The sequence below is a fragment of the Pseudomonas phytophila genome (genome assembly GCF_025643095.1).
Lineage (GTDB): Bacteria > Pseudomonadota > Gammaproteobacteria > Pseudomonadales > Pseudomonadaceae > Aquipseudomonas > Aquipseudomonas quasicaspiana.
In genome coordinates this window covers 2,475,212-2,499,188 of the sequence record NZ_CP081201.1, presented here as the reverse complement: position 1 = coordinate 2,499,188, position 23,977 = coordinate 2,475,212, and the positions used below count along the sequence as shown (strand labels likewise).

Below are 23,977 nucleotides of genomic sequence, written 5' to 3'. Positions count from 1 at the left end.
CGAGTTTACTCGCTGGCCTTGAAGGTCAGCTCGCCCTTGCGCCACTTTGCGGCTTTGGTGGTCGCAGTCTTCAGGGTCTTGGTCAATCCGCCCTGCAATTGCTCGTGGGCTGCAAAGACCATCATGATGCTCTGACCTTCCTTGAACACGATACCGTGCCCTTCAGGAATATCGACATAGGCATATTCGCCAAGGCCATAGACGGTCAGTTTGATTTCACGAAACTTGATTTCGAATTTTCCGCCTTCTCGGCTGGGCAATACGGCTGCGCGAAAATGATCGCCGACCTTCAGCTCAAGCCGCGGCTTGTCGTCGACAACCAGTGCTGTTTCAGTATCGATTTCAGCGATGTAAATGCCTTCAGCAGACTGCTCGCAGACATAAACAAAACGGGACTGGAACTGTTTTACCAACTTCGCCCGCAGATCACCAAGCACGAACAGCGCGTGTGTCTCCAGATTACTTACTGCCAAAGTTAAAACCCCCAACTTGAAAATGATCCCGTCCGGAGACAACCGGACGGTCAGAAAAAGCTATCGCTACCTTGTTGTAGCGCATCAGACGGGCAGTTCCCTTGCGTGCTCTTGCAGCAATTGCAGCCACATGGCACCGCCAACCCAGGCCAGGGGTGCTTGTGCAGAGAACGTCGACGATACCGAAAGCGCGATGAGCGCTGGCATTCGGGGGATTCTACCGGTTGGAGATGCCTGCCGCCTATATCCGTTTTGTGCATATCGACAGATGTAGTCCATTCAGACAACAAGAAGAGCATTATGCATCGCCCTTCAGGGCACATTCCTACTCCAATCTTCATGCGAGACGACAGAGCATTTCTAATTGCTGCGACTAAAGGCGGCCAGCGACGGTCAACAACTGCCATACTCGCCTGCATCAAGAATGCTGTCCTGCGCACGCAAGCTCAGGTCGAAAGCAACTCGTCATCCAGGGGAAGATAATCAGTGACTGAATTTGATATCGGCGAGTTTTTTATCTGGGGTGAATCCAGAGAAGTAGAGGGTGAGTTTCAGGCCGTCATCGTCATGCGCGCCAAGCAATCTGTAAATACCATTTCCTGTCATCAGGTAGAAAAAGACCGCTGGTTCAAAACCGCAGACCTGGCGGCCAAAGCGGCCCAGGAGTCAGCCAGGGAACTGAAAGATGCCGTTGATGCCGGCGCATTGAACACCTGACGCTATTTGCGTCGAACTCTTGGGTCATGGATACGCTCAGATGCTTTACGCAGCTTCAAGCGTGCAACCGACAGATCGGGTCAAGCCCGCCGAGGAGATGATATGGATTTGGAAACACCGACCCTGGCCACCTTGTTTGAACAACTGGGCCTGGATTCAGACCAGGAGAGCATCGATGCGTTCGTTGATGAGCATGGTCCGCTGCCTGACGACGTCAAGGTATCCGAGGCAGAGTTCTGGACGCCGCAACAAGGCAAGTACCTTAAAGAGACCTTATTGCTGGATGACGATTGGGCCCCGGTAGTTGACGAGCTGAACGCGCTGCTCCACGAAGCCAAGTAAGCTCTCGTAAAAAAATGGCCCCGGTTAACCGGGGCCATTGCTTTTGAAGCTACAAGATCTCCAGTGAGGCTAACCTCGCCCCTCCTGATTCGGCCAACGAACACGCCCCCCACTTTGCGGCGCATGCACAAACAGAGCGTCGTTGAATTTGTGACGGCTGTCGATCAATGCATCCCAGTGCGCAGATCGATGGATGTAACGATGAAGCAGCATTTTTTCCTCTTCTGCATCAAGTGAGTAAGCCGCCCCTCGCGCATAGGCAATCAGCTTGCGGGCGACACCTTGCAGTTCAGGCAGGATCAGGAAATCCTGTGAGCCAGGAATGGGATTAAAGGGAACGCCCTCATCACACGCAAGCGCATGCATGACACGCAGATGGACTCTGGACAGGTGTCCGAACACCTGACGCTGCAAGCAAACAGCAGCCATCACCGCTTTGCCGACGCCCCTGTTGTAAGGTCCTTTGGTCGGGCGTTCCTTGCAGGCTATAGACAGTGAAGCTTCAGCGTCTTTTGGATCAATCAACGCAGCCTGATCCATGCCCTTCATTTCTGCAAACGCCTGCTGCCAGGCCTGGGTTGATTCGTTGGGAGTCGCACCCTCTACAAAACTCCAGATCGGTCGGGTCAACAGTACCTTCTCGATCATCTGCGGATGGTAGCCACCGCCGATATCCGAATGCACTCCCGGCAGCACAATTTCCATTGGCCAATGTGGCAGGACACTGTTGAGCGCAAAGTTGCGGCGCTCCTCGTCGCGGGCGACCAGATGCAAAACCTGCTCGGCGCACCCGGGGGGCAAGTAGAGATTAACTTTGTCATTGTGGGCGTCTCCAAGATTCCCCATATCCCGGATACCGCCAACTGCTGCAACGGTATCAAACAGGCCGATCACTTTCATTCTGACGCTGCCGTTCTGCCAGGAAAAACCAGGACTCAGTGGCACTCGACGCCGATTGAGCATGGGCTCCAGCTCGCCTTTATCTTCCTTGAGCACCTCATTGGCAAAATGCCTGGCAGCAGCAGCCCCCCGACTGAAACCAAATACGTCCAGTTCCAGAGTGCTGATAAAACAGCCAGGGTTGTGCTGGGAAAATGTCGTCAGGAGAGCCCCAAGCTTCTCGACCGCCCGTGAGACTTTGGAAATAACGCCGGTTCTACCGCGGCCAAAGCTTTGTCCAGGCCAGACTGAATCACGCCCCCCCGATAAAGTGCCAATCCCGCTCACATAAATGGGCCAATACACTTTAAGACCGTCACCCAGGTTACTGGCGACGGGTCGATTGCAGTAGAGATCCGCCAATCTGGCAATGTTACTTAGATCATTACTGTAACTGCTGTTTGGGTCACTGTGCCTCCCACCACATTCAGCAATATGTTTATTTGCGCTGATCTCGGCCATGGCCCGGCAATCAGCTCCGATCTGGCTGTTGCTGCGATTATTCCCTGTACCATCGAAGAACACGCCAACGCGTACGGTCACCCCCAGTGTTGCAGTTCCCGAAGCGCCCTGTGCAATCAATACATTCCTTGTATTTTTCATCACATATCCGCCTATTGCGCAGCAGGTCATCAAGCTGCGTTAAATCAATTAAAAAACCTTGATATAAGCATCTTGCGCAGCAATAAACTTTCGTCAACGTGGGCACAACACTTTCAGAAACCTCCTACAGCCCTGAAAGATTAAAACAACAAAGTCTTACAATAATAGGCAACCCAAACATGAGACGTGCTTTACAAAAGCCTGATTTCTCAATCGCCTGCCTGGACAGTTCGCGAATCAGAGATAGTTACGTTTGTGGCCTATAGCCCATCCGCAGACCACCCCAATGACGCCCTTTGACCATAATAGGTACGGACAAATCATGCATGAGCTCACCCGTGTCACGGGTATAGGTTTGCAGCAGTACCGCCTGCTGGTGACTGCCGCAGCGAATACCGGTGCGATCATCGAATTTGCGCTTGCTGCGACTTTTCACCGTATCGACAGCGACATCGCCTGTCAGCGGTTGACTGAAGGCTTTGTTATGGGTGGGCACATAACCCTCAGGGGTGCAGGCAATTACAAAAACCAGACCGTCATGACGTGACAGAACAGGCTCCTGAATCGCAGGCAAGACCTCATCGGTGTAACGATCAAAGCGGGTCTGGAATTTGGCGGGCCGGGTATTGGCGACCGGCTGATAGCTACGGTCGAACAAGTCATTCATCGTGATCCGGTTTGCGTCGACATCCGCTTCGAATTTTGCCGCAATCTGACTGGCCCCCTCCCGGGCCAGGTCGTAGACACGCTGGTGATAGTCGTCCAGCCCAACCTCCGCCAGGCGTTCACTGATCGTTTCAGCCTGACCTTCCATCTGTACCGCAGCATCAGCCAGTTTGCGCGTCTGCTCGTCGCTGATCGCCAGATCGCTGCGCATCTGCTGTACCGCAACAAACAAGCTGGACAGTTGCTCCTGATTGGTCTCGGCACCCTGCGCAATTTCGCCTATTTGCGATTCAACCCCGGCCGCCAGCCGGGCGATGTTCTCAAGGTGCTGGCCGGTAAGCTCGACCTGACCGACCCCACTGTCCAGATCGGACGACAACTGACGGATCTGTTCAACCACCTGCACAGTACGGTTCTGAATATCGGCGACCATCTGCCCGACTTCCTCGGTTGCGCTGGCGGTACGTCCTGCCAGCCCGCGGACCTCGTCGGCGACTACGGCGAAGCCGCGGCCATGCTCACCCGCCCTCGCCGCCTCGATGGCCGCGTTAAGGGCCAGCAGATTGGTTTGACTGGCGATGGATTGAATCACCAGCGTCACGCGCTGGATTTCTTCACTTCGCTGGCTTAGCTCTTCAATGAACTGGCGACTGCTGACCGCACGCTTGCTGAGTGAGTGCATACGGGTGATTGACTCGCCCAGCACGCCTCTGCCTGCCTCGCTGCTCTGCCGCATCTCCACGGAAGCGTCGAGCGCCAACTGACTGAGTTGAGCAGCCTGTTGCTCGGTCGCGATCATTACATCGGCGCTGGAGACAATCTTTTCCGCAGCACTGAGCTGCGATTTCAGCCGGCTGGCCAGTTGCTTCACGGAAAACGCCACGCCTGCAGCCGATAACGCGTTATGGCTGGTAGAACGCGACAAGTCACGGGTCAGACGATTGATATCGGCGCGTCCGTCCTGCACATTCACAGGCTGGGGTCCGTTTGAAACAAAGCGCGGTAGCCAGATAAACAAAAGCGCCAATGGCACCGCAAGATAAGTCGACACCTCGACAAGCCCCATGGCGATGAAGAGACACCCCAGCGCGAGACTTTGTAATGCAGGTATCAACCAAGCGCGCAGCGTATTGCCGGATACCTTCCCGGGCTGATGCTCAGGCGTTGAATTGACCACAGTTCCGTTTGCGACCATTTGCGCGACTCCGTCATGCTTATCTTTATTGTGTCTGCATTAGACGCCAGATAAAGGCTTTTCGCCATGACTCAATATTGCTTTCGGGTCTGAACGGATGGGCGATCAACAGAAGTGTGGTTGCTGAAAACAGGTTGATTACGCGTTGGCAATCGGGAAGGCGAGGGATAACACAGAAGAGGATGAAACCGGGACATAGCGGTATGAGTTGCTTTACGTCGCAGAACAAACAGGCGGCGGGACCATAAGGCCCCACCGCCCTGCATGATCAGGCTTGACGCTGATGCTTGTCGATCTGCTCGTGACGCTCTTGCGCCTCGATGCAGTACTTGGTGGTCGGGCTGATCAACAGGCGCTTGAGACCAATCGGCTCACCGCTGTCGTCACACCAGCCAAAGCTGTCATCGGCAATGCGTGACAACGCCATTTCCAACTGGGGAAGCATGCGCTGATCGCGATCGATCACATTGACCAGCCAGTGACGCTCTTCTTCAACTGAAGCAGCATCGGCAGGATCGGCAGGCGTATCCAGGCTCTCGATAGCAATGCGGCTCTGCTCGATGCGCTCGTGGATCTCAACCTTCATACCCTGCAACAGCTCGACGAAGAAAGCATGCTGTTCGGCATTCATGTAGTCATCGGCCGGCATGGCCAGCAACTTTTCCTTTGTCATTGATTTCTCTATAAAAAAAACGTGCATTAAGGCGAATTAAGGAGCGGCTCTGCGATGCCGTAAAAGCGCCATAGTCTCCAAGCGCCACCTGGCACTCAATTTACGAGGGGCGGCAGTCTAAGGCCGCCTTGGGCAGTCGGCAACTCATTTGCTAAACAAGCGCCAATTAGCCGACAAATAAACGCCAGCCATCACCGCACTCCATTAAATCCGGCAAAGCAAAAAGGGCCCGGATTGGCCCTTTAGCAGCGATTCGACAGCGTCCTGGTCAGCTCGTGCGAACGAAGTTGCCCTGAATGATGCCCACTTCCTTGATGATTTCCCGAATATAAGCGCCAATGGCCATCAAGGTAAAGCCATTCGCCATTAGGTAGGGGGATGCCTGAGGCCTATAAGCCTACGACTCGCCCTTCCAGCGCACTCAACCGCGCGGCATCGAGCACCTTTGCCGACGCGACCGCGTCGTGTGGATTGACCGGATTAACCCCCTCACCTGCAAGAGCAGCCTGAAGTTGCTGGTAAAACTCCGGCCAACAGCCTCGCTCCGTAGGGACACGCTCACGGTGTTCACCTTGTAAAAACCAGCCCCAACGCTGCTGATCTTCAACGCCCCAGCGCTTGCCTTCCGACTCTGGCGTCAGCCCCGCCAACGCGGCCTCTTCCTGACAGTCCAGGCCCTCGACGGTGTAACAGCCGCCGGACCCGCTGAGCCGGAATCGCGGCCCTGGAGCGTTTTGCAGACAACTGCCCCACAAATGCGAGACCACGCCATTTGCATGGGTCAGGGAGACGAAAAACTGATGATCGAAAGGTTGATCGGGGGCTGAGAACTCCAGCTCTGCGTAAACCCTCGCCACCGGTCCGAACAGCAACAGCGCTTGATCCACCAGATGGCTGCCCAGATCGCGCAACATGCCTCCACCCGCCGCCTTACCTACCGATTTAGGCGAATAGCGTTCGACCCGGGATTCAAAGCGTGTGATCTCACCCAGCCTCCCCTCGTCGATCAGTTTACGCACGGTCAGAAAGTCTGAGTCCCAGCGACGGTTCTGGTAAACGCTGAGCATCACTCCTTTGCGCTCGGCCAGTTCCACCAGCGCCTGAGCCTGCGCCGCATCGGCAGCAAAGGGCTTGTCGCTGACCACAGCAACGCCTGACTCAATAGCCTCCCGGATCAAGTCTGGCCTGGAAGCCATGGGCGTAGAGATCGCTACAGCATCAACACCTGCAGCGACCAGATCGGCCAGGCTGTCAAAAGCCTGGGCGCCAGGATGATCCTGGGCGAGCTCAGCCCGCCGCTCTGCCGATCGAGTGACAACGCCGACAAAAGTCGCCTCTCGCAGACTGGCGATCAATGGCGCGTGAAAATAGCGCCCGCCTTTGCCGTAGCCGACCAAGCCAATACGCATGAGATTCTCCTTTTAATCCAGTAAAAGCACCTTAAACGAATGCGTCAGTGGGTCAACCTGATTGAAGGCAGCAGTACAGCTGTGGGCGCGGCGAGAGTTTTTGCAGAAGATTCGAAATGTTGAAATCGCACCTCCTGGATTGAATAGGAGCGCCTGTCAAAAAATGCAAATCCTGGATAGAACCCAGCCCTGCAGGCGCCGCCGAGGTGTCACTGACACCGCGCTGTCGCGCAGCAAACATTTGATCTGTAGGCGCACGAGGGGCGTTTTCCTGCGGCAATACACCTTCGAAAGCGAACAAAAAAGGCCGCTCAATGAGCGGCCTTCTTTACTAGCGCAAAAATCAAACCATCAGAAGCGTTCGATCTTGGCCTTGCTTTCCAGCTGTGCACGGTAAGCAGCGAAATCCTGCTGACCGGCACGCGACGCCAGGAAGCGACGGTACTGGGATTTCTCTGCATCCGTTGCCGGTGCAGCCTCGTTGACGCCATTGAGGCGTACGATCACGAAACTGCCATCGGCCAGCGAAAGGCTGGTGAATTCCGGTTTGTCCTTGCCTTCAGGCTTGGGCATACGGAACAACGCTTGCAGTACGGCAGGATCTACACCTTCCTGACCGCGAGTAACCGCTTCCATCACTTTCCAGCTGTGACCATCCTGCTTGGCAGCGAGCGGCGTCTTGCCGTCACGCAGACCAGCCAACAGCGCTTCGCCTTTGGCCTTGACGGCTTCAGCAGCGTGGTCTTTGACCAACTTGGTACGAATCGCAGCGGCTACAGCTTCCAGAGGCAGCTGTTCCGGCATGCGGTGTTCCTTGGAGCGGACCACCAGAATGGTTTCAGGATCCAGCTCCAGCGCGCTGCTGTTGGAGCCCTCCTCCAGCACTTCCGGACTGAAAGCTGCCTGAATGACCGCACGGTTAGCCGTCAGGCCCTCACCACCTTCACGACCGAACGGCGCAGTCGTCTGCACTTTCAGACCCAGATCCTGAGCCGGCTGAGCCAGATCGGATGCTTCGAACGCGGAGTCTTCGAGTTGCTTGGCAGCCTCGACGAAACGCTGTTCGACTTGCTGCGACTTCAGATCATTGGTCAGTTTCTCTTTCAAACTGGCAAAGCTCGGCACTGAAGGTGCTTCAACGCCCAACAGCTTGATCAAGTGCCAACCGAAATCACTGCGCACCGGTGCCGACACTTGGTCCTTGTTCAGCGCATACAGCGCCTCTTCAAAGGCCGGATCGTAGACACCCTTGCCTGCGTAGCCCAGATCGCCACCCTTGGATGCCGAACCCGGATCCTGAGAGAACTCTTTGGCCAGCGCGGCAAAATCTTCACCCTTGGCCAGGCGCTGTTGAATTTCTTCAATCTTCGCCTTGGCCTGCTCGTCAGTCATCTTGTCGTTCACATCGATGAGGATGTGCGCGCCACGACGCTGCTCAGCGAGATTGGCAATTTCTTTCTGATAAGCCGCCTGCAAGTCTTCGTCCTTGACCTTCACCTTGTCGAAGAAGTCAGACTTCTTCAGCTCGACGTAATCAAGCACCACTTGCTCGGGGCTCATGAACTCTTTGGCGTGCTCGTCGTAGTGAGCCTTGACTTCGTCGTCGGTCACTTTGACAGCGGAGGCATCGGCAGTCAGCGTCAGCGAAGCAAAATCGCGCGTCTGTTTTTCCAGACGGGCAAATGCATCTACCTGAGCATCCGTGACAAATGCGCTACCGGCAACACCGGCACGGACCTGACCGATCAGCATTTCCTGAGCCAGCATCTGGCGGAACTGCATCCGGGTGAAGCCGAGTTGACGGATTACCTGATCGAAACGGTCAGCGTTGAATTTGCCGTCTACCTGAAACTCAGGCGTCTGCAAAATCTGCTGATCCAGCGCAGCTTCCGAGAAGGAGAACTTCGCGTTGTCGGCGCCTTGAAGCAACAGCTTGCGATCAACCAGACCTTTCAGGGCCGAGTCGTGAAGCATTTTTTCATCGAGCAGAGCAGGATCGAAATCCTTGCCCAACTGTTGCACCAGCTGACGCCGTTGCATATCGATCGCCTGGCTCAGCTCGGTCTTGGTGATCTCGTCACCGTTGACCTTGGCAGCATCCTGAGCGGTACTGGTTGCGGTAAAAATCGCATCGAATCCGGTCAACGCCATCAATGCGATGATGATTCCGATAATGGTCTTGGCAATCCAGCCTTGTGAATTGTCCCTGATGTTCTGCAGCATGCGTCCCCCAAAACGGTTGTACTGACTAACCAACCGCGGAGCGTGGGTAGAAAGCGGATAGAAGAAAGGCGCATCCGAGGATGCGCCTTCTCGTAACTGGCGAAGCGGACGGGGCTGAAACCCACGACCCGGGTGTGTCAGGCCGGATTCAGACCAGCCGCACTACCGCTTCGCTGCCGATACAGAGTGAATCCTGATCGGTTGGGCAAAGGCTTTGAGAACTTAGTTGACAGCTTCTTTCAGTGCTTTACCGGCTTTGAAACCTGGCTTTTTGGCAGCAGCGATTTCCAGCGTCTTACCCGTTTGAGGGTTGCGACCGATACGTGCTGGACGATCAGTAACGGAGAAGGTACCGAAACCAACCAGTACAACGGAGTCGCCAGCCTTGAGAGCGCCAGTGACGGATTCGATTACTGCGTCCAGCGCACGGCCAGCAGCAGCTTTCGGGATATCAGCGGATGCGGCGATAGCATCAATCAGTTCCGACTTGTTCACTCTAAGTCCCCTTATCTCTATTTTGAGTATGTTTCTAAGTTTTTTTGGTGTAGCAAAAACGAGCGCTGAATGGCCTACAGGCGCTTAGAAGAGCCGCTTTATAACAAGGGCTCCAAAAAGCTGTCAAGAAAGGCCGTCCAGACTAATGCGTGCTAATTCTTTCCTTAGAGTCAGACTCGCGCTTTTCATCCTTCGCAACCATCTCGGGAGCGACATCCGGCAAGGGCTCCGGGGCGTATTGCAGCGCAATTTGCAGGACTTCGTCAATCCATTTAACCGGCTTGATCTGCAAGTCCTGCTTGATGTTGTCCGGAATCTCTTTCAGATCGCGCACGTTTTCCTCTGGAATGATCACCGTTTTGATACCACCACGGTGTGCAGCCAGCAGTTTTTCCTTGAGGCCACCGATCGCCAGAACCTGTCCGCGAAGGGTGATTTCACCGGTCATTGCCACGTCAGCACGGACCGGAATCTGTGTCAGCGCTGAAACAAGGGCCGTGCACATGCCTACGCCTGCGCTAGGACCATCTTTAGGGGTGGCCCCTTCCGGCATGTGGATGTGAGTGTCACGCTTCTCATGGAAGTCCAGAGGGATTCCCAGGCTCTTGGCGCGGCTGCGCACGACTGTCAGCGCAGCGGTGATCGACTCAACCATCACATCACCCAGCGAACCGGTTTTGATGAGTTGCCCTTTACCTGGGACTACAGCGGCTTCGATGGTCAGCAATTCGCCACCCACCTGCGTCCACGCAAGACCAGTCACCTGCCCGATCTGATCCTGCTGTTCAGCCAGACCGTAACGGAATTTACGAACACCGAGGAAGTGCTCAAGCATGTCGGCCGTCACACGAACTGCGAAGCGTTTTTCCTGAGCATGCTCTTTGACCGCCTTGCGGCACACCTTCGCAATCTGACGCTCGAGGCTACGCACGCCCGCTTCACGGGTGTAATAACGCACGATGTCGCGGATCGCTTCTTCGTCGAACTCCACTTCGCCTTTCTTCAAGCCGTTGGCCTGCAGCTGTTTTGGCGAGAGGTATTTGACGGCGATATTGATCTTTTCGTCTTCGGTGTAGCCTGGCAAACGGATGACTTCCATCCGGTCGAGCAACGCCGCCGGGATGTTCATCGAGTTCGCGGTGCACAGGAACATCACGTCGGAAAGGTCGTAATCGACTTCCAGATAATGGTCGTTGAAGTTGTGGTTCTGCTCCGGGTCCAGCACTTCCAACAGTGCAGAAGCCGGATCGCCACGCATGTCGCTGCCCATCTTGTCGATTTCATCGAGCAGGAACAGCGGGTTGCGCACCCCAACCTTTGTCATCTTTTGAATCAATCTTCCTGGCATCGAACCGATATATGTCCGGCGATGACCACGAATTTCAGCTTCATCACGCACGCCACCCAAGGCCATGCGGACAAATTTGCGGTTAGTTGCGCTGGCAATGGACTCGGCAAGGGAGGTTTTACCCACACCTGGCGGCCCTACCAGGCAAAGAACAGGACCGCGAATTTTCTTCACGCGCTTTTGCACGGCGAGGTATTCGAGGATGCGTTCCTTGACCTCTTCCAGACCGTAATGGTCGGCATCAAGGATGTCTTCAGCGCGAGCCAGGTCCAGACGAACCTTGCTCTGCGCCTTCCACGGCACCTGAACCAGCCAGTCGATGTAGGAACGAACCACCGTTGCTTCTGCAGACATCGGCGACATCTGCTTCAGCTTGTTCAGCTCGGCAGTGGCCTTGGTCAGAGCGTCTTTGGGCAGACCGGCAGCATCGATGCGCTTTTTCAGCTCTTCGATTTCGTTGTGGCCTTCCTCGCTGTCGCCGAGCTCTTTCTGAATGGCCTTCATCTGCTCATTCAGGTAGTACTCGCGCTGACTGCGCTCCATCTGCTTTTTGACGCGGCCACGAATACGTTTCTCAACCTGCAACAGGTCGATTTCCGCATCCAGCAACGCGAGCACGTGCTCGACGCGGGCTGGCAGATCAATGATTTCGAGGATTTCCTGCTTCTGCTCGATTTTCAGCGCCATGTGCGCCGCCATGGTGTCGACAAGACGACCAGGCTCATCAATGCTGTTGAGTGAAGACAGGACTTCAGCAGGGACTTTCTTGCCCAGCTGGACATACTGTTCGAACTGCGCCAGAAGGCTACGCACGAACACTTCAGATTCACGATCAGGCGCATCGACCTCATCGATCAGGGTAACTTCGGCCCGGCAGTGGCCATCAACTTCGATAAAGCGATCAACGGATCCGCGCTGCTCGCCCTCGACCAGCACTTTGACCGTGCCGTCAGGCAGCTTGAGCAGTTGCAATACGGTTGCAATGGTGCCGACGTTATAAAGAGCGTCTTCACCAGGATCATCGTCAGCAGGATTTCTTTGTGCGAGCAGCAGTATCTGCTTGTCGCCTGTCATCGCCGCCTCCAGGGCTTCGATAGACTTCTCGCGCCCCACGAACAGCGGGATAACCATGTGCGGATACACCACAACATCGCGCAATGGCAAGAGAGGCAATTCGATGGTCGTTTTCATGATTTCGCCTCTACGGCGGCCATGTGGCCGTGGACTGGAATGAGCTTGAGTCCAAGATGGGGGTAGACACCTGAAAAAACAAGCCTTTAAGCAGGAAATGCAAAAAGGGGCCCGAAGGCCCCTCTCTATTTGTGCAGCATTTTATTCATGCAGCAGTATCACTCACGCGTCGGGCGCAACCTTGGCAGGTGGCTCGCTGTTTTCGTAGATCAACAGCGGCTTGGACGTGCCTTCAATTACGCTTTCGTCGATCACCACTTTGCTCACATCAGTCTGCGATGGAATCTCGTACATGGTGTCGAGCAGAACGCCTTCGAGGATGGAGCGCAGGCCACGTGCGCCTGTCTTGCGCTCAAGCGCACGACGAGCGACGGACTTCAGAGCGTCGGTACGGAACTCGAGGTCCACACCTTCCATCTCGAACAGCTTGGCGTACTGCTTGGTCAGCGCGTTCTTCGGCTCGGTTAGAATCTGCATCAGCGCAGCTTCGTCCAACTCGTCCAGCGTTGCCAGAACCGGCAGACGACCCACGAATTCCGGAATCAAACCGAACTTGACCAGATCGTCAGGCTCGACTTCACGCAGGGATTCGCCAACCTTCTTGCCTTCTTCCTTGCTGCGTACTTCTGCGTTGAAACCGATACCGCCTTTGGTGGAGCGGTTTTGAATAACCTTTTCCAGACCAGAGAACGCACCACCACAGATGAACAAGATGTTACGGGTATCAACCTGAAGGAATTCCTGCTGCGGATGCTTGCGACCACCTTGAGGCGGAACGGAAGCGACCGTGCCTTCGATCAGCTTGAGAAGGGCCTGCTGCACGCCTTCACCGGAAACGTCCCGGGTGATCGACGGGTTATCAGACTTGCGCGAGATCTTGTCGATCTCGTCGATGTAGACAATACCCATCTGGGCCTTTTCTACATCGTAGTCGCACTTCTGCAACAGCTTCTGAATGATGTTCTCCACATCCTCACCTACATAACCCGCCTCGGTGAGGGTGGTTGCGTCGGCGATGGTGAATGGAACGTTCAGCAAGCGGGCCAGTGTTTCGGCAAGCAGGGTCTTACCCGAGCCTGTCGGGCCGATCAGCAGAATGTTGCTTTTGCCGAGCTCGACGTCGTCATTCTTTTTGTCACGCTGATTCAGGCGCTTGTAGTGGTTGTACACCGCTACGGCCAGAACCTTTTTCGCACGCTCTTGACCGATCACATACTGATCAAGGATGCCGCTGATTTCTTTAGGCGAAGGCAATTTATGCGCGCTGCTCTCGGCCTGGGCTTCCTGCACCTCCTCGCGGATGATGTCATTGCACAGGTCGACGCACTCGTCGCAGATAAAGACCGAGGGGCCGGCAATCAACTTACGTACTTCATGCTGGCTTTTGCCACAGAAGGAGCAATAGAGCAGCTTGCCGTTGTCCTCGCCGTTGCGGGTGTCAGTCATTCGTTCGATCCAAATCCGATAGGCTTGCAACACAAGATGAAGGCTATTGCGGGCTTTTTCAAGCCCGCAAGTGATCAGAACAGCCGACCAGCCTTATTTGAGGTGCTTAATTAAGCGGGACGCTGACTGATGACTTCGTCGATCAAGCCGTACTCACGAGCAGCCTCTGCACTCATGAAGTTATCGCGGTTGGTGTCACGCTCGATCTCTTCCAGAGTGTGCCCGCTGTGCTTGGCCATCAGCGTGTTGAGACGCTCACGAATGAAAAGGATTTCCTTGGCGTGGATTTCGATATCCGAAGCCTGGCCCTGGAAACCGCCCAATGGCTGGTGAATCATCACGCGGGAGTTCGGCAGGCAGAAACGCTTGCCCGGAGCACCTGCGGTCAACAGGAATGCGCCCATGCTGCACGCCTGACCGATACAGGTAGTCGATACGTTCGGCTTGATGAACTGCATGGTGTCGTAGATCGACATGCCAGCCGTCACCGAACCGCCCGGTGAGTTGATGTAAAGATGGATATCCTTGTCCGGGTTTTCCGCTTCAAGGAACAGCAGTTGCGCGCAGATCAGGTTGGCCATGTAGTCTTCTACCGGGCCTACCAGAAAGATCACTCGCTCCTTGAGAAGGCGCGAATAGATGTCATAGGCGCGTTCGCCACGGGCGGACTGCTCGATAACCATCGGGACCAGGCCGCCGGCGGCCTGGATGTCAGAGTGCTGCTGAATATAAGAATTGCGGGACATGTCTCGCATTCACTCCCAAATAGTCATTTCTTGAATACGCACAAGCCAGCGCGAAGGCTGGCTTGTAGGTGTTTTCTAACGAAAAAACAAATCAGTCAGCTTGTGGAGCTTCCACCGGCTTGACTGCTTCTTCGTAGGAGACCGACTTCTCGGTCACGCTAGCTTTCTGCAAAACAGTATCCACAACTTGCTCTTCAAGCACAACCGAACGTACTTCGTTCATTTGCTGCTCGTTCTTGTAGTACCAGGCCACGACCTGCTCAGGCTCCTGGTAAGCAGAAGCCATTTCCTGAATCATCTCGCGAACGCGGGTGTCATCAGGCTTGAGGTCGAACTGCTTGACCACTTCAGCAACGATCAGACCCAGCTCAACGCGACGCTTGGCTTGCTCTTCGAACAGCTCGGCCGGCAGTTGATCAGGCTTGATGTTGCCACCGAACTGCTGAACAGCCTGAACGCGCAGACGGTTCACTTCGTTTTCCAGCAAGGCTTTTGGCACTTCGATCGGGTTGGCGGCCAGCAAGCCGTCCATTACCTGATTTTTGACCTTGGACTTGATGGCCTGACGCAGCTCGCGCTCCATGTTCTTGCGAACTTCGGTGCGGAAGCCGTCGATGCCGGTTTCCTTGATACCGAACTGCTTGAAGAACTCTTCGTTCAGCTCAGGCAGCTTAGGCTCGGAAACAGTGTTGACAGTAACGGTGAACTCGGCAGCTTTACCTGCCAGCTCAAGGTTCTGATAGTTTTCCGGGAAGGTAAGGTTCAGAACACGCTCTTCGCCAGCCTTGGCGCCAACCAGGCCGTCTTCGAAGCCAGGGATCATGCGGCCGGAACCCAGTACCAACTGGGTGCCAGTGGCGGAGCCGCCAGCGAATACTTCGCCGTCAACCTTGCCAACAAAATCGATGTTCAGCTGGTCTTCGTTCTGGGCAGCACGATCAGCCACTTCAAAACGAACGTTCTGCTTGCGCAGGATTTCCAGCATGTTGTCCAGATCGGCATCAGCCACGTCTGCAGACAGACGCTCAACGGCGATGGAATCGAAACCGGCAACGGTGAATTCCGGGAACACTTCGAAAGTAGCGATGTATTCCAGGTCTTTGCCTTTCTCAAAGGTCTTTGGCTCTACAGCAGGTGCGCCAGCCGGGTTCAGCTTTTGCTCAACCACAGCTTCATAGAAAGTAGCCTGGATCAAATCACCCAATGCTTCCTGACGCGCGCCGTCTTCATAACGCTGACGGATCACGCTCATAGGCACTTTGCCTGGACGGAAGCCAGGGATCTTGGCTTTACGTGCGGTCTGCTGCAGACGCTTGTTGACTTCAGTCTCGATGCGTTCGGCAGGCACGCCAATGGTCATGCGGCGCTCAAGAGCGGAAGTATTTTCAACAGAAACTTGCATGGATATTCCTCGTTGCACAGACGTTAGCCGGCGTTTCCGACCCCAGAATCAAGGGCATGCATTCTAGTGGGTCAAACTCAAGAAGTCACCCTACTGAAAAAGGGCGCATATAAAGGAAGGAATCAGACGATCAGCGACAGGTAACCGCAGCCACTCTCGACCGACCGAAACGCGTCTGGCACGGCCTTGCACAAGGCGTCACGCACCCGGCCTCAGCGTCGATTCCATTCCGCGAAGCACACCCCGCACGACCGACGGCAGCCAGGCTGGCCGGTCAGCGAGACGAAAAACAATAATCCTGAAACAAAAAAAGCCGCAATAGGCGGCTTTTCTCAAACGTCATGACCGCATAGCAGCTGTGACGCGTTTTAATCTTGGTGCGGACGGAGGGAACCACGTTTAAGCCCCCAAAGCCTTACAAGACAAGGCCCCAGAATCAAGGCCCCAAACAAATGTACTAACTCACGTACTAGATGATTGTCGTTGGACCCCTCTAGCCTGAGCTGATCCGGCGCGCATCGTACACAACGAAGGCGCGCCGCGCCACCTGTTAGGTCGGTCGGACCGGGCGATTCTCGATGTCGGGGTATCCGGGTGCACTTTCCATCCAATTACGGATCGCGCCGCGATAGACAGGCCATTGATTCTTGGTACGCGCCTTTAGGTCCGCTGGCGAATGTCCTGCTCATAACTCCTAAAGCGCTCCGAACTGATTGGCTACAGCCGATACCCCTGTCCCATCCTAGATGGTTTCGCGTACGCCCCCTAGCACCTGGGGGGCCCGACTATTTAGTCTCGACCCAAGTTCCAGATCGTACCCATCGCACCAGACGGCCAATCGTCGGCGCGTAAAGCCACGCTATCCACGCGCCGACGAGCATTGCGATGACTGACCTAGTCAGCCAACGCTGAAACCAATACGGCTGATACCTTTCAAACAAACGAAAATCGTCATAAAACCTGAATCCGCTGTAGCCATATTTGATATTTGCAATAACGCAAACTAGGGCGATCGCAGCACCCACGCAAAACAACAAAAAACCGACTCGTCGTATCGGTCTATCAAAATCCAACATTTTCATACCGCTCTCTCTTTCTGTTTTTCGGCATTAATCAACACCACGCGGCAGGAAGCAAGCAACTGCTGCGGCAAAGCCCTGCGACTCTTCCTGAGCATTGGCGATATCGACGTCAGCATCGGCCAGCAGCTCGCGCGCAGAAACTGTCACCGAATTACCATCAGCATCCATGGCTCCTGTCGACAAGCGCATGTCATCCAACTGGTCGAGGATTTCGTTTGCAACCCGCACCTCTGGATCTACGGCAGCAGTTCTAGGTTGTGACGCATCTTTTGGGGCTGATGTTGCATTACCCGACAGCAGATCGCGGCGCGGCGAGCCTTTGAACCGGGTGCCAATGCCGTACTGGCAAAGAAGTCCATGTACAGATCAAACTCCAGCTTGCATAGGCTCACGCCGGGCAGCGAGGCGACGAATATCTTTTCGTCTTGGGTGATCAGGTTGCGGGCCAGCACTTCAGCGCGATGCGATCGCCGAGCTTGACCGGCTGGCCGTCTTCGTAACGAGTCGAACCGTGGCCAATGGTAGGAACGACGCCCCCCCGGGCGGGGATGATGGCCTGATCGGGGTAGCGCTCGTTGGTCTTTCAAGCGAAAACACCAGCAGCACTCATAGCCACAATACGAAGGCGGTTCGGGTGCCAGATTGGTTCATCGTTGGAATTGCCCACGCAGTGCCTGGATGCGCCCCTTGCTCTCTGCATCCTCGCGCCGATCACGACATGCCTAGAAATAGGCGTTGATGATCAGCCCCAGCACGGCCACAAACACACCGGCCATACCGATCCAGTTCACTTGGGACAGCCAGCCGACCAAGCCAGTCGTGGCCCCGACGAACACGCCCTTACTCGACACGGAGGCGCCAATGGCCTCGACAATTCCTTCCGGGTGGTTCGCCATGCTCTTGCTCCTGACTGGGGCTTTCATGGGGTGGCCTCCAGGTTGCTGCCAATAAAAACCCCGCACGGTGGCGGGGCATCGATGGCGCAAGGATCAGCGCTAGCAGGTGTCGGGTTCCCGACTATTTAAATTTTCTTACAGGTAGTGCATGAATGCACGAGCCAGCGAGTCTTGAGTGAAGGGAACCCCCTTACTCGTTTTATTGGCTGCATCGACCAGCCGCCATTCAGTCTCGTCAGCCACGTTCCTGATAAGCAGATATTGCTTGTCGTTAGCTTTGATCTCGACGACACCATCGCTACCGTTCAAGTAAAGCGCCTTAGGTTCAATCCGTGCAGCTTTCCCGTTTACCACTAAGGCGAAGGCAGGCGCTTCATAACTAACCCGATATTCACTGTTTGCAGACTCAGTGATTTTTTTATCAAAACGCTCGATTCCTACCAGTTCATTTTCGATCAGAGGTTCAAACCATTTTTCGATGTTAGCGAAAAGCTTATCCAGCGATTCAACCCATTGCTTAATCTTGGCTTCTCTGGACGATTTGAGCGCCTCTGCCTTGGCAGTTTCTTCGTTTTTTTTCTGCAACATTGTTGCAGCCAGCTTTTCCATCTCAGACATCGACCGTCCTCCTGCCTCCGTTCTTTGGGGCAATTCGATGATGGTGATGAATCGCCACCATTTCAAGTGAGATACTGCGTGAAAGATCTGCTTAACGTCATGCCTTTGCGTGATAAGCCCAAGCATCATCAGGGCGTGAAAGAAAAGACCTTAATTGAGAAGGCTTTAGCGCCTGATGGCATTCCGGGCGAAATCCTCGTCAGTGCATTGAAGCCTATCAACGAAAACAAGCCAGCTAACCCCTCCCGCAACACGCTAAAGCGCCTACTGGCGCTTCTTTTCGCCTGGAGAAACTCAAATGTCCCAACTGATCGCAATCTACGACACCGAAACAACGGGCCTGCGGCGCTTCAAGGACCCAAGCGATGATCCGCGCCAGTCTCACTTGGTTGACTGTGCATTCTGCTGTACACCCGCAAGGCGAGTTGCTCGACTCGTTCGGGGCGATGATCCGCCCAGACGGCTGGGTGATTCCAGATGAAGTTGCCGCTATCCACGGCATCACCACCGAAATGGCGCTGGAGCACGGCATCCCTGAAATAGAAGCACTCGGCGGCTTCCTGCGTGTCTACGAACAGGCATCGCTTCGGGTTGCGCACAACGTCAGTTTCGATGACCTCATCATGCACATTGCCATCAAGCGCTTTATCGGCGAACAGGCTGCCGACAATTTCAAGGCCGTGCCGAACTAATGCACATGCCAGTCCAGCAAGAACTTGGTCAAGTGCCCGCCTACTGCCAAGATGATCGAAGCCGGTTTCGGCCGCTGGGGAATGTACAAGGTACCGACCGTTGCCGAAGCCCTTCTGCACTTCACTGGCGAAGAGCTGGTCGGTGGCCACCGTGCGCGTCCGGATGCAGAGGCATGCGCCCGGATTTACTTCGCGATGAACCCGCCAGCTCAGGTGGCGCGAAGTTAAAGGCCCTTCAGTATCTTCGCTCGTGCATATGCAGCCGCACCCTGCTGTTGCATATCTAACCAGCTGTCAAAATCGGTGTGGCCAGCAATGAACGCGTCGAATTCATCGTCCGGCAGTTCTTTGAACTGCTCGGGCGTAGTGACACCAACCTCAGCCAATAGGGTGTCGAAGTCAGCGAATTTGCTGTGACTGGATACAAAGTCATCAGTCAGGATTTCAGACAATGAAATTTCATGGCTACCGCTAAGGGCTTCCATATTCTCCTGCAGCTTTTTCAGCCCCGACAAATCTGACTTGATGTTCATTTTTCGCTTCCTTTTGGCTGTAGGCGTATTGCCCAAGCCAACCCTAGCACCGAAAAGCCCTTCGCACAGATGCTAGAGGCTTTAACTACCGTGGGAGAACCCACTGAACCTGCCAGCTCAGGAGGCCTGATTACAGGTCGCTTTTCTTGATAGGGCGAGAAATGGTTAATTTCTTGGTATCGGCAGATATAGCAAAGTCCTTCTTAATTTCCATAGCTCGCCCATCGTACGTTCGGTAAAAAAAATGCAATGTGGTGAGGAAATCCTCCTCGATATCGACATACTCGAACGGGACATCCTCAAATTGATCTTTTTTTAGAAACGCAATAGTTGCTGACATACTTCTGCCGTTCGGCAATCTGACCAACATTTCTATATCAAGAGCGTCAGCTCCAACGTTAGTTATTTGGTAGTTATGTATGGTTGGCGTGCCGAGATTAAGTTTACCGGCGATAAAAACGATATTTGCGTTCATGCTCTGTTCGTAGCGCAGCCGATCTTGCTTTAACGCTTTCGTCTGGGCAGTAATCTGTTCACGCCCAACGGCTACTAATTGGGTTTGCTGCTCAACCGAGTTTTTAAGCTCAGCAGCCTGCATCCTCAGGGCTTCAGAACTTAGCTTGAGCTCGCGACCTTGCTGCAAGTAGCCGAGGATCAGCCACAAAAAAGCCACCGGCCCAAATGCACCTGCAAGGAAGTCGCCGATTTCGTTCAATCCCATGCTAGGTAACGTATCACGTTTCAAAAAAACCAGAACACAAACTGCAACCAAGTAAAGCCCTGTCACCACCCTACCAATAACATCAGAACTGAATTTCATATTGAGTTCCATCAGTTAACATGAGCTGCGCAAGTGATAAATCTATGCCGGCATCACCACCTCTAACTTTACTACCAGCATTAGCAATGCCGACTATACAGCCGAAACAGTAACGCTCTTGCTTATCAAGCTGATCTACATAGGTAATCCAAGGCTGCGGATAAATTTGCTAGCAACGTCCATATCCTGGTCTCTCGCCTTGCTTGCGTAGTCATCTCTTAATTTAAAAATACCTTCCAAACGCTTCCTATACTCGCTAAAAGGCTCTCCATCTTCTCTCTCACTACTGCCTTTTACAAGACTCTCAAAAACCACAGCATTGAATGCACCGTGCAACTGGCTCCTTTGTTTCTCTGCTTCCGCATCGGCCAAGCTAAGCCACTTATCGAGCGTGCTGCCAGGGAGGTTTAATGGATCCCCCGCGGCATCATGCCGGCGTTTTCTAAGGGTTGCGACACCGGCCTTAATATACGAATAAGGATTACATTCCTTATCTGCACTTCGTCCCTTTTCATCATTTTTTTTACGAAGTTCTGCTAGGTCTGGTCGGTAGCAATTTCTATCCATGTCGGAAACCATCATAAACCACTCTAAAGCCTGTCGAAATTTGAGTTGACTTTCAGATTCTAGAGCTTTCTTTAGCTGAGAGGACTCTTCTGAAATTTTTCTATTCTGTACTTTAAGGTCTGCAAGATTCTTTGCTTGAATCTTTAGCTCATAATTAACAGACGCCAAGTTAGCCCGACTTACGGTCTCAGCTCTTTCGGCCTCTTGCAATTTCAAAACAGTCAAATTTAGCTCTTTTTCCTTAGCACCAACATCTGAAGTTAGCTCATTAATTCTCGACTGAACAACACCTAGCTGGATTTGAGCTTTTGCCAGCTCCTCTGAACTTAGCTCCTTTTGGTAAAGAGGTATAACAGTTAGCTTGACAGTAACTATGGCAATTATTACCAATAGAATCTGGCTAAATAACGCAACCCTATTCAACCACTTATCTAAACCTGGCATAGCAAATCCTTGTCTAAAACTGGCTGAATGATGTCACGTCGCTACGCCCAAGCAAATAGACAATAACGGATTCTGAGATGCCGCATGAACCCAACAGTACGACAGCCCCCTGCCAACGCGCTGCCACCCCCGTAGCCGGTTGCCAGCCAATTGCATAGCCACCGTAAGCAGTACCGGAGCCCACCAAGCTACAGATCGCCGTCGCCGGGAGGCCACCGCAGCCCAAGCAGTTGGACCAATTCGGTTTCCGCGAAAGCTGAAATTACGCCCTCGAGACAATCAACTCCACACCCGCCCCGCTCTAGAAGGTTGGCGGGCTGACTGAAATCGCCCAGAACCTCAAGCGGGGCTACGGGATACCCATTCAGGCAAGCGCTGTGCATCTGGTCAATCATCGATGCATTGGAGGTAGCAAAGAAGTGAACATCCTACGCCGCAAGACCAAGATCCGGAGCGCGCGAATGGGGCCGCTCGACCTCAACGTAATGTGCGACCAGCGCAACACGGCTCGCTCCCATGGCAATCACCATAAATGCTGCAAAGCGCGCCAGGCACAACTGGCCGAGCGGCGCGCACAGGAGAATTATCAATGAATACCGCACGCAACCACGAACAGATCGAATTCATCAGACTGCCGGCCGTTAACCTGGTGACCGGCATCAGCACCTCGAAGATTTACGACATGGCGAACAAGGGAACCTTTCCCAGCCAGGCTAAGCTGGGTGGCCGCGCAGTTGCCTGGGTCAAGTCCGAGGTGCTGGAATGGAGCAAGGCTCAGGTAAGCGCGGCAAGGGCGCGCAAGGATAGCGATAAATCACCAGCCGCCAGCCTATCCAAGTAATCCGCCCACGTCTGCACCATCCCTCTACGCAGTTCGACATACATCGCATGGTTGTAGGTCCTTTGGACCTTGTCACCACTGGCATACGACAGCTTTGCATCAATCCACTTATCCTCATACCCCGCCTCGTTCAGGGCTGTTGAGATAGTGCCGCGTATCCCTTGGCCAGTCGGCGGTCTTTGTATCCCATCGTCGTTATTGCATCGTTGACAGTGTTTTCGCTCATTGGCGTGTTCGGGTGGTTCCTGCCCGGAATAAGCAACTTTTGTGCGCCCACCTGTCAGCGATGTGATTTCGCGCACCACAGCAACCGCCTGCCGCGACAGTGGCACCAGATATGGCGGTATCTCATCCCCTTCCGTTCTAACCCTCACCCTCAATTGCTTTACCCGGTCAGTCGGTGTCGTCCACAGCGCGGCATCCAGATCGAACTGGTCTGGTGTTGCAATCCTCAGTTCCCCCGCTCGAACCCCAGTCAGCAACAGCAACCGTATTGCCAGCTTGGTGAACGGTGATGTTCGGGAAGCGGCGATGACATCCAGGAATTCCTTTATCTCGTCGCACCTGATGTAAGGGTTGTGCTTAACCGGCGGCTGTACGGCGGCGACGATATCGATGTCTGCCGCTGGATTCAGATCGATCAAGCCTTCAGCAATGGAATACCGGAATATCTGGTTTAACCAGGTGCGGCACTTCTCGGCGACGTTCAACGCGCCACGCTTTTCAACCCGACGTACTGCCGTTAGTACATCAGCGCGGGTTACCTCTGGAATCGGGATACGGCCCAGCACCGGGATGAGGTCCTTGTCCAGGTACAGCCGCGACTGTGCAGCGCCGCCCTTCTTGGAAACGGTGCGGCGGGGTTTCTTGAATTCGTACCAGCGGTTCGCGACAGCCTCGAAGGTGTTTTCCTGAGACGCAGCGGCAGCCTGTTGCACCTGACGGCGGCTTGTACGCGGGTCTATGCCCTTCGCAACCAGCGCCCGCGATTGATCCCGGAGTTCCCTGGCCTCGCGTAGGGTGATTTCGGGGTACGTGCTCAACGATATGCGGGGCTGCTTGCCATGCCAGGAGTAACGGAAGTGCCACGACTTCACGCCCCGCGTAGAAACGAACAGAGCCAGACCGTCGCTATCACTGAGCGAGCAGTCTTTGTCTTTGGGTTTGGGTTTGGGTTTGGGTTTGGGTTTGGGTTTGGGTTGCCGGACGGCGGTGTCAGTCAGAGGCATTTAGTACATCAACACAAGTCTCAAATTAACGAGGTACTGGGCAATGTACTAAAAATTTATGGAAGGTGCTGGAAGATGATGGAACGCCAGACAAAAGAAAGGCCGCTCTAGGCGGCCTTTCTTCTAGCTTACGTGGGAGTCGCTGGAACCCCACGTAATTGTTCTTGGTGCGGACGGAGAGACTCGAACTCTCACACCTTGCGGCGCTGGAACCTAAATCCAGTGTGTCTACCAATTCCACCACATCCGCGTACAAGCTTTTAAAGCAAAGGCGCCAGATTATAAGTCTGGCGCCTTTCTAAATATGGGGTGGACGAAGGGGATCGAACCCTCGACAACGGGAGTCACAATCCCGTGCTCTACCAACTGAGCTACGCCCACCATATT

General features: G+C 54.3%; 25 protein-coding genes, 2 tRNA genes and 1 pseudogene. 6 read left to right on the top strand and 22 right to left on the bottom strand.

All coding sequences use genetic code 11. The features are described from left to right. Nucleotides 1–5: 5 nt before the first annotated feature. Nucleotides 6–473 (bottom strand): hypothetical protein, encoded by a 468-nt coding sequence (locus tag K3169_RS11230; RefSeq protein WP_027899363.1) that lies wholly within the window; start codon nucleotides 471–473, stop codon nucleotides 6–8. Between the two features lie 84 nt (nucleotides 474–557). Beyond that, entirely contained in the window at nucleotides 558–680 is a 123-nt protein-coding gene (locus K3169_RS11225; protein ID WP_255879230.1) for a hypothetical protein, read from the bottom strand. Nucleotides 681–959: 279 nt separating this feature from the next. On the opposite strand from K3169_RS11225, the gene K3169_RS11220 reads away from it, so the two are divergent. Both K3169_RS11220 and K3169_RS11215 read left to right on the top strand, forming a co-directional pair. After that, nucleotides 960–1,190 carry a hypothetical protein gene (locus tag K3169_RS11220; RefSeq protein WP_027899362.1) on the top strand — a complete coding sequence of 77 codons (231 nt, stop codon included), beginning with the start codon at nucleotides 960–962 and terminating at the stop codon, nucleotides 1,188–1,190. A gap of 102 nt (nucleotides 1,191–1,292) precedes the next feature. Next, nucleotides 1,293–1,532, top strand: a complete 240-nt coding sequence (locus K3169_RS11215; RefSeq protein WP_122397966.1) for a DUF2789 family protein — start codon at nucleotides 1,293–1,295, stop codon at nucleotides 1,530–1,532. Between the two features lie 69 nt (nucleotides 1,533–1,601). On the opposite strand, the gene K3169_RS11210 is transcribed toward K3169_RS11215, so the two are convergent. The 14 genes and pseudogenes from K3169_RS11210 to K3169_RS11145 all read right to left on the bottom strand — a co-directional run bounded on the left by K3169_RS11210 (nucleotide 1,602) and on the right by K3169_RS11145 (nucleotide 18,464). Further along, nucleotides 1,602–3,074 (bottom strand): T6SS phospholipase effector Tle1-like catalytic domain-containing protein, encoded by a 1,473-nt coding sequence (locus K3169_RS11210; RefSeq protein ID WP_263271519.1) that lies wholly within the window; start codon nucleotides 3,072–3,074, stop codon nucleotides 1,602–1,604. Between the two features lie 247 nt (nucleotides 3,075–3,321). Further along, nucleotides 3,322–4,341, bottom strand: a pseudogene (locus K3169_RS29745) (methyl-accepting chemotaxis protein); the annotation flags it as partial. 862 nt (nucleotides 4,342–5,203) lie between these two features. Continuing rightward, nucleotides 5,204–5,608 carry a TraR/DksA family transcriptional regulator gene (locus tag K3169_RS11200; RefSeq protein WP_027897818.1) on the bottom strand — a complete coding sequence of 135 codons (405 nt, stop codon included), beginning with the start codon at nucleotides 5,606–5,608 and terminating at the stop codon, nucleotides 5,204–5,206. Between the two features lie 389 nt (nucleotides 5,609–5,997). After that, complete coding sequence (locus K3169_RS11195; RefSeq protein WP_263271515.1) at nucleotides 5,998–7,017, bottom strand: Gfo/Idh/MocA family oxidoreductase; 1,020 nt, start codon at nucleotides 7,015–7,017, stop codon at nucleotides 5,998–6,000. A 351-nt stretch (nucleotides 7,018–7,368) separates the two neighbouring features. Beyond that, nucleotides 7,369–9,240, bottom strand: a complete 1,872-nt coding sequence (locus K3169_RS11190; protein ID WP_099269831.1) for a SurA N-terminal domain-containing protein — start codon at nucleotides 9,238–9,240, stop codon at nucleotides 7,369–7,371. Nucleotides 9,241–9,462: 222 nt separating this feature from the next. Beyond that, nucleotides 9,463–9,735: an HU family DNA-binding protein gene (locus K3169_RS11185; protein WP_002552737.1), complete on the bottom strand. Its 273-nt coding sequence runs from the start codon at nucleotides 9,733–9,735 to the stop codon at nucleotides 9,463–9,465. Nucleotides 9,736–9,877: 142 nt separating this feature from the next. After that, nucleotides 9,878–12,274 (bottom strand): endopeptidase La, encoded by a 2,397-nt coding sequence (gene lon, locus K3169_RS11180; protein ID WP_027897815.1) that lies wholly within the window; start codon nucleotides 12,272–12,274, stop codon nucleotides 9,878–9,880. A gap of 162 nt (nucleotides 12,275–12,436) precedes the next feature. Further along, nucleotides 12,437–13,720: an ATP-dependent Clp protease ATP-binding subunit ClpX gene (gene clpX / locus K3169_RS11175; RefSeq protein ID WP_027897814.1), complete on the bottom strand. Its 1,284-nt coding sequence runs from the start codon at nucleotides 13,718–13,720 to the stop codon at nucleotides 12,437–12,439. A gap of 110 nt (nucleotides 13,721–13,830) precedes the next feature. Then, nucleotides 13,831–14,466, bottom strand: coding sequence for an ATP-dependent Clp endopeptidase proteolytic subunit ClpP (gene clpP / locus K3169_RS11170; protein ID WP_027897813.1), 636 nt, complete (start codon nucleotides 14,464–14,466; stop codon nucleotides 13,831–13,833). A gap of 91 nt (nucleotides 14,467–14,557) precedes the next feature. Beyond that, nucleotides 14,558–15,868, bottom strand: a complete 1,311-nt coding sequence (gene tig / locus K3169_RS11165) for a trigger factor (RefSeq protein ID WP_263271447.1) — start codon at nucleotides 15,866–15,868, stop codon at nucleotides 14,558–14,560. A 1,109-nt stretch (nucleotides 15,869–16,977) separates the two neighbouring features. Further along, on the bottom strand, nucleotides 16,978–17,178 hold the full coding sequence (locus K3169_RS11160) for a hypothetical protein (protein ID WP_263271445.1): 201 nt from the start codon (nucleotides 17,176–17,178) through the stop codon (nucleotides 16,978–16,980). Nucleotides 17,179–17,186: 8 nt separating this feature from the next. Next, nucleotides 17,187–17,402 carry a hypothetical protein gene (locus tag K3169_RS11155; RefSeq protein ID WP_263271444.1) on the bottom strand — a complete coding sequence of 72 codons (216 nt, stop codon included), beginning with the start codon at nucleotides 17,400–17,402 and terminating at the stop codon, nucleotides 17,187–17,189. Nucleotides 17,403–17,672: 270 nt separating this feature from the next. Then, on the bottom strand, nucleotides 17,673–17,873 hold the full coding sequence (locus K3169_RS11150) for a holin (protein WP_263271443.1): 201 nt from the start codon (nucleotides 17,871–17,873) through the stop codon (nucleotides 17,673–17,675). Nucleotides 17,874–17,981: 108 nt separating this feature from the next. Further along, the gene (locus tag K3169_RS11145; protein ID WP_263271441.1) at nucleotides 17,982–18,464 is read right to left on the bottom strand and encodes a hypothetical protein; all 483 of its coding nucleotides are present in this window, start codon (nucleotides 18,462–18,464) and stop codon (nucleotides 17,982–17,984) included. A 78-nt stretch (nucleotides 18,465–18,542) separates the two neighbouring features. Between K3169_RS11145 and K3169_RS11140 the strand changes: the two genes are divergently transcribed. The 3 genes from K3169_RS11140 to K3169_RS11130 are packed head-to-tail and all read left to right on the top strand — an operon-like array spanning nucleotide 18,543 to nucleotide 19,384. Further along, nucleotides 18,543–18,833 carry a hypothetical protein gene (locus K3169_RS11140; RefSeq protein WP_263271440.1) on the top strand — a complete coding sequence of 97 codons (291 nt, stop codon included), beginning with the start codon at nucleotides 18,543–18,545 and terminating at the stop codon, nucleotides 18,831–18,833. Next, nucleotides 18,830–19,156 (top strand): exonuclease domain-containing protein, encoded by a 327-nt coding sequence (locus K3169_RS11135; protein ID WP_263271439.1) that lies wholly within the window; start codon nucleotides 18,830–18,832, stop codon nucleotides 19,154–19,156. Before K3169_RS11140 ends, K3169_RS11135 begins: the two co-directional genes overlap by 4 nt. Before the next feature lie 24 nt (nucleotides 19,157–19,180). Next, nucleotides 19,181–19,384 carry a hypothetical protein gene (locus tag K3169_RS11130; protein ID WP_263271438.1) on the top strand — a complete coding sequence of 68 codons (204 nt, stop codon included), beginning with the start codon at nucleotides 19,181–19,183 and terminating at the stop codon, nucleotides 19,382–19,384. Here the strand turns inward: K3169_RS11130 and K3169_RS11125 are convergent. The 3 genes from K3169_RS11125 to K3169_RS11115 form a co-directional block, all read right to left on the bottom strand. Continuing rightward, on the bottom strand, nucleotides 19,381–19,689 hold the full coding sequence (locus K3169_RS11125; RefSeq protein WP_263271436.1) for a hypothetical protein: 309 nt from the start codon (nucleotides 19,687–19,689) through the stop codon (nucleotides 19,381–19,383). The genes K3169_RS11130 and K3169_RS11125 overlap by 4 nt on opposite strands. 130 nt (nucleotides 19,690–19,819) lie before the next feature. Beyond that, complete coding sequence (locus tag K3169_RS11120) at nucleotides 19,820–20,509, bottom strand: hypothetical protein (protein WP_263271435.1); 690 nt, start codon at nucleotides 20,507–20,509, stop codon at nucleotides 19,820–19,822. Between the two features lie 135 nt (nucleotides 20,510–20,644). Then, nucleotides 20,645–21,520 carry a hypothetical protein gene (locus tag K3169_RS11115; RefSeq protein WP_263271433.1) on the bottom strand — a complete coding sequence of 292 codons (876 nt, stop codon included), beginning with the start codon at nucleotides 21,518–21,520 and terminating at the stop codon, nucleotides 20,645–20,647. Between the two features lie 589 nt (nucleotides 21,521–22,109). Between K3169_RS11115 and K3169_RS11110 the strand changes: the two genes are divergently transcribed. Next, a complete protein-coding gene (locus K3169_RS11110) occupies nucleotides 22,110–22,361 on the top strand; it encodes a helix-turn-helix transcriptional regulator (protein WP_263271431.1) in 252 nt (83 codons plus the stop codon). On the opposite strand, the gene K3169_RS11105 is transcribed toward K3169_RS11110, so the two are convergent. The 3 genes from K3169_RS11105 to K3169_RS11095 form a co-directional block, all read right to left on the bottom strand. Then, a complete protein-coding gene (locus tag K3169_RS11105; RefSeq protein WP_263271430.1) occupies nucleotides 22,295–23,590 on the bottom strand; it encodes a tyrosine-type recombinase/integrase in 1,296 nt (431 codons plus the stop codon). The genes K3169_RS11110 and K3169_RS11105 overlap by 67 nt on opposite strands. Before the next feature lie 165 nt (nucleotides 23,591–23,755). After that, nucleotides 23,756–23,840 (bottom strand) — tRNA-Leu (locus tag K3169_RS11100). A gap of 55 nt (nucleotides 23,841–23,895) precedes the next feature. Then, nucleotides 23,896–23,971 (bottom strand) — tRNA-His (locus K3169_RS11095). Nucleotides 23,972–23,977 lie beyond the last annotated feature (6 nt).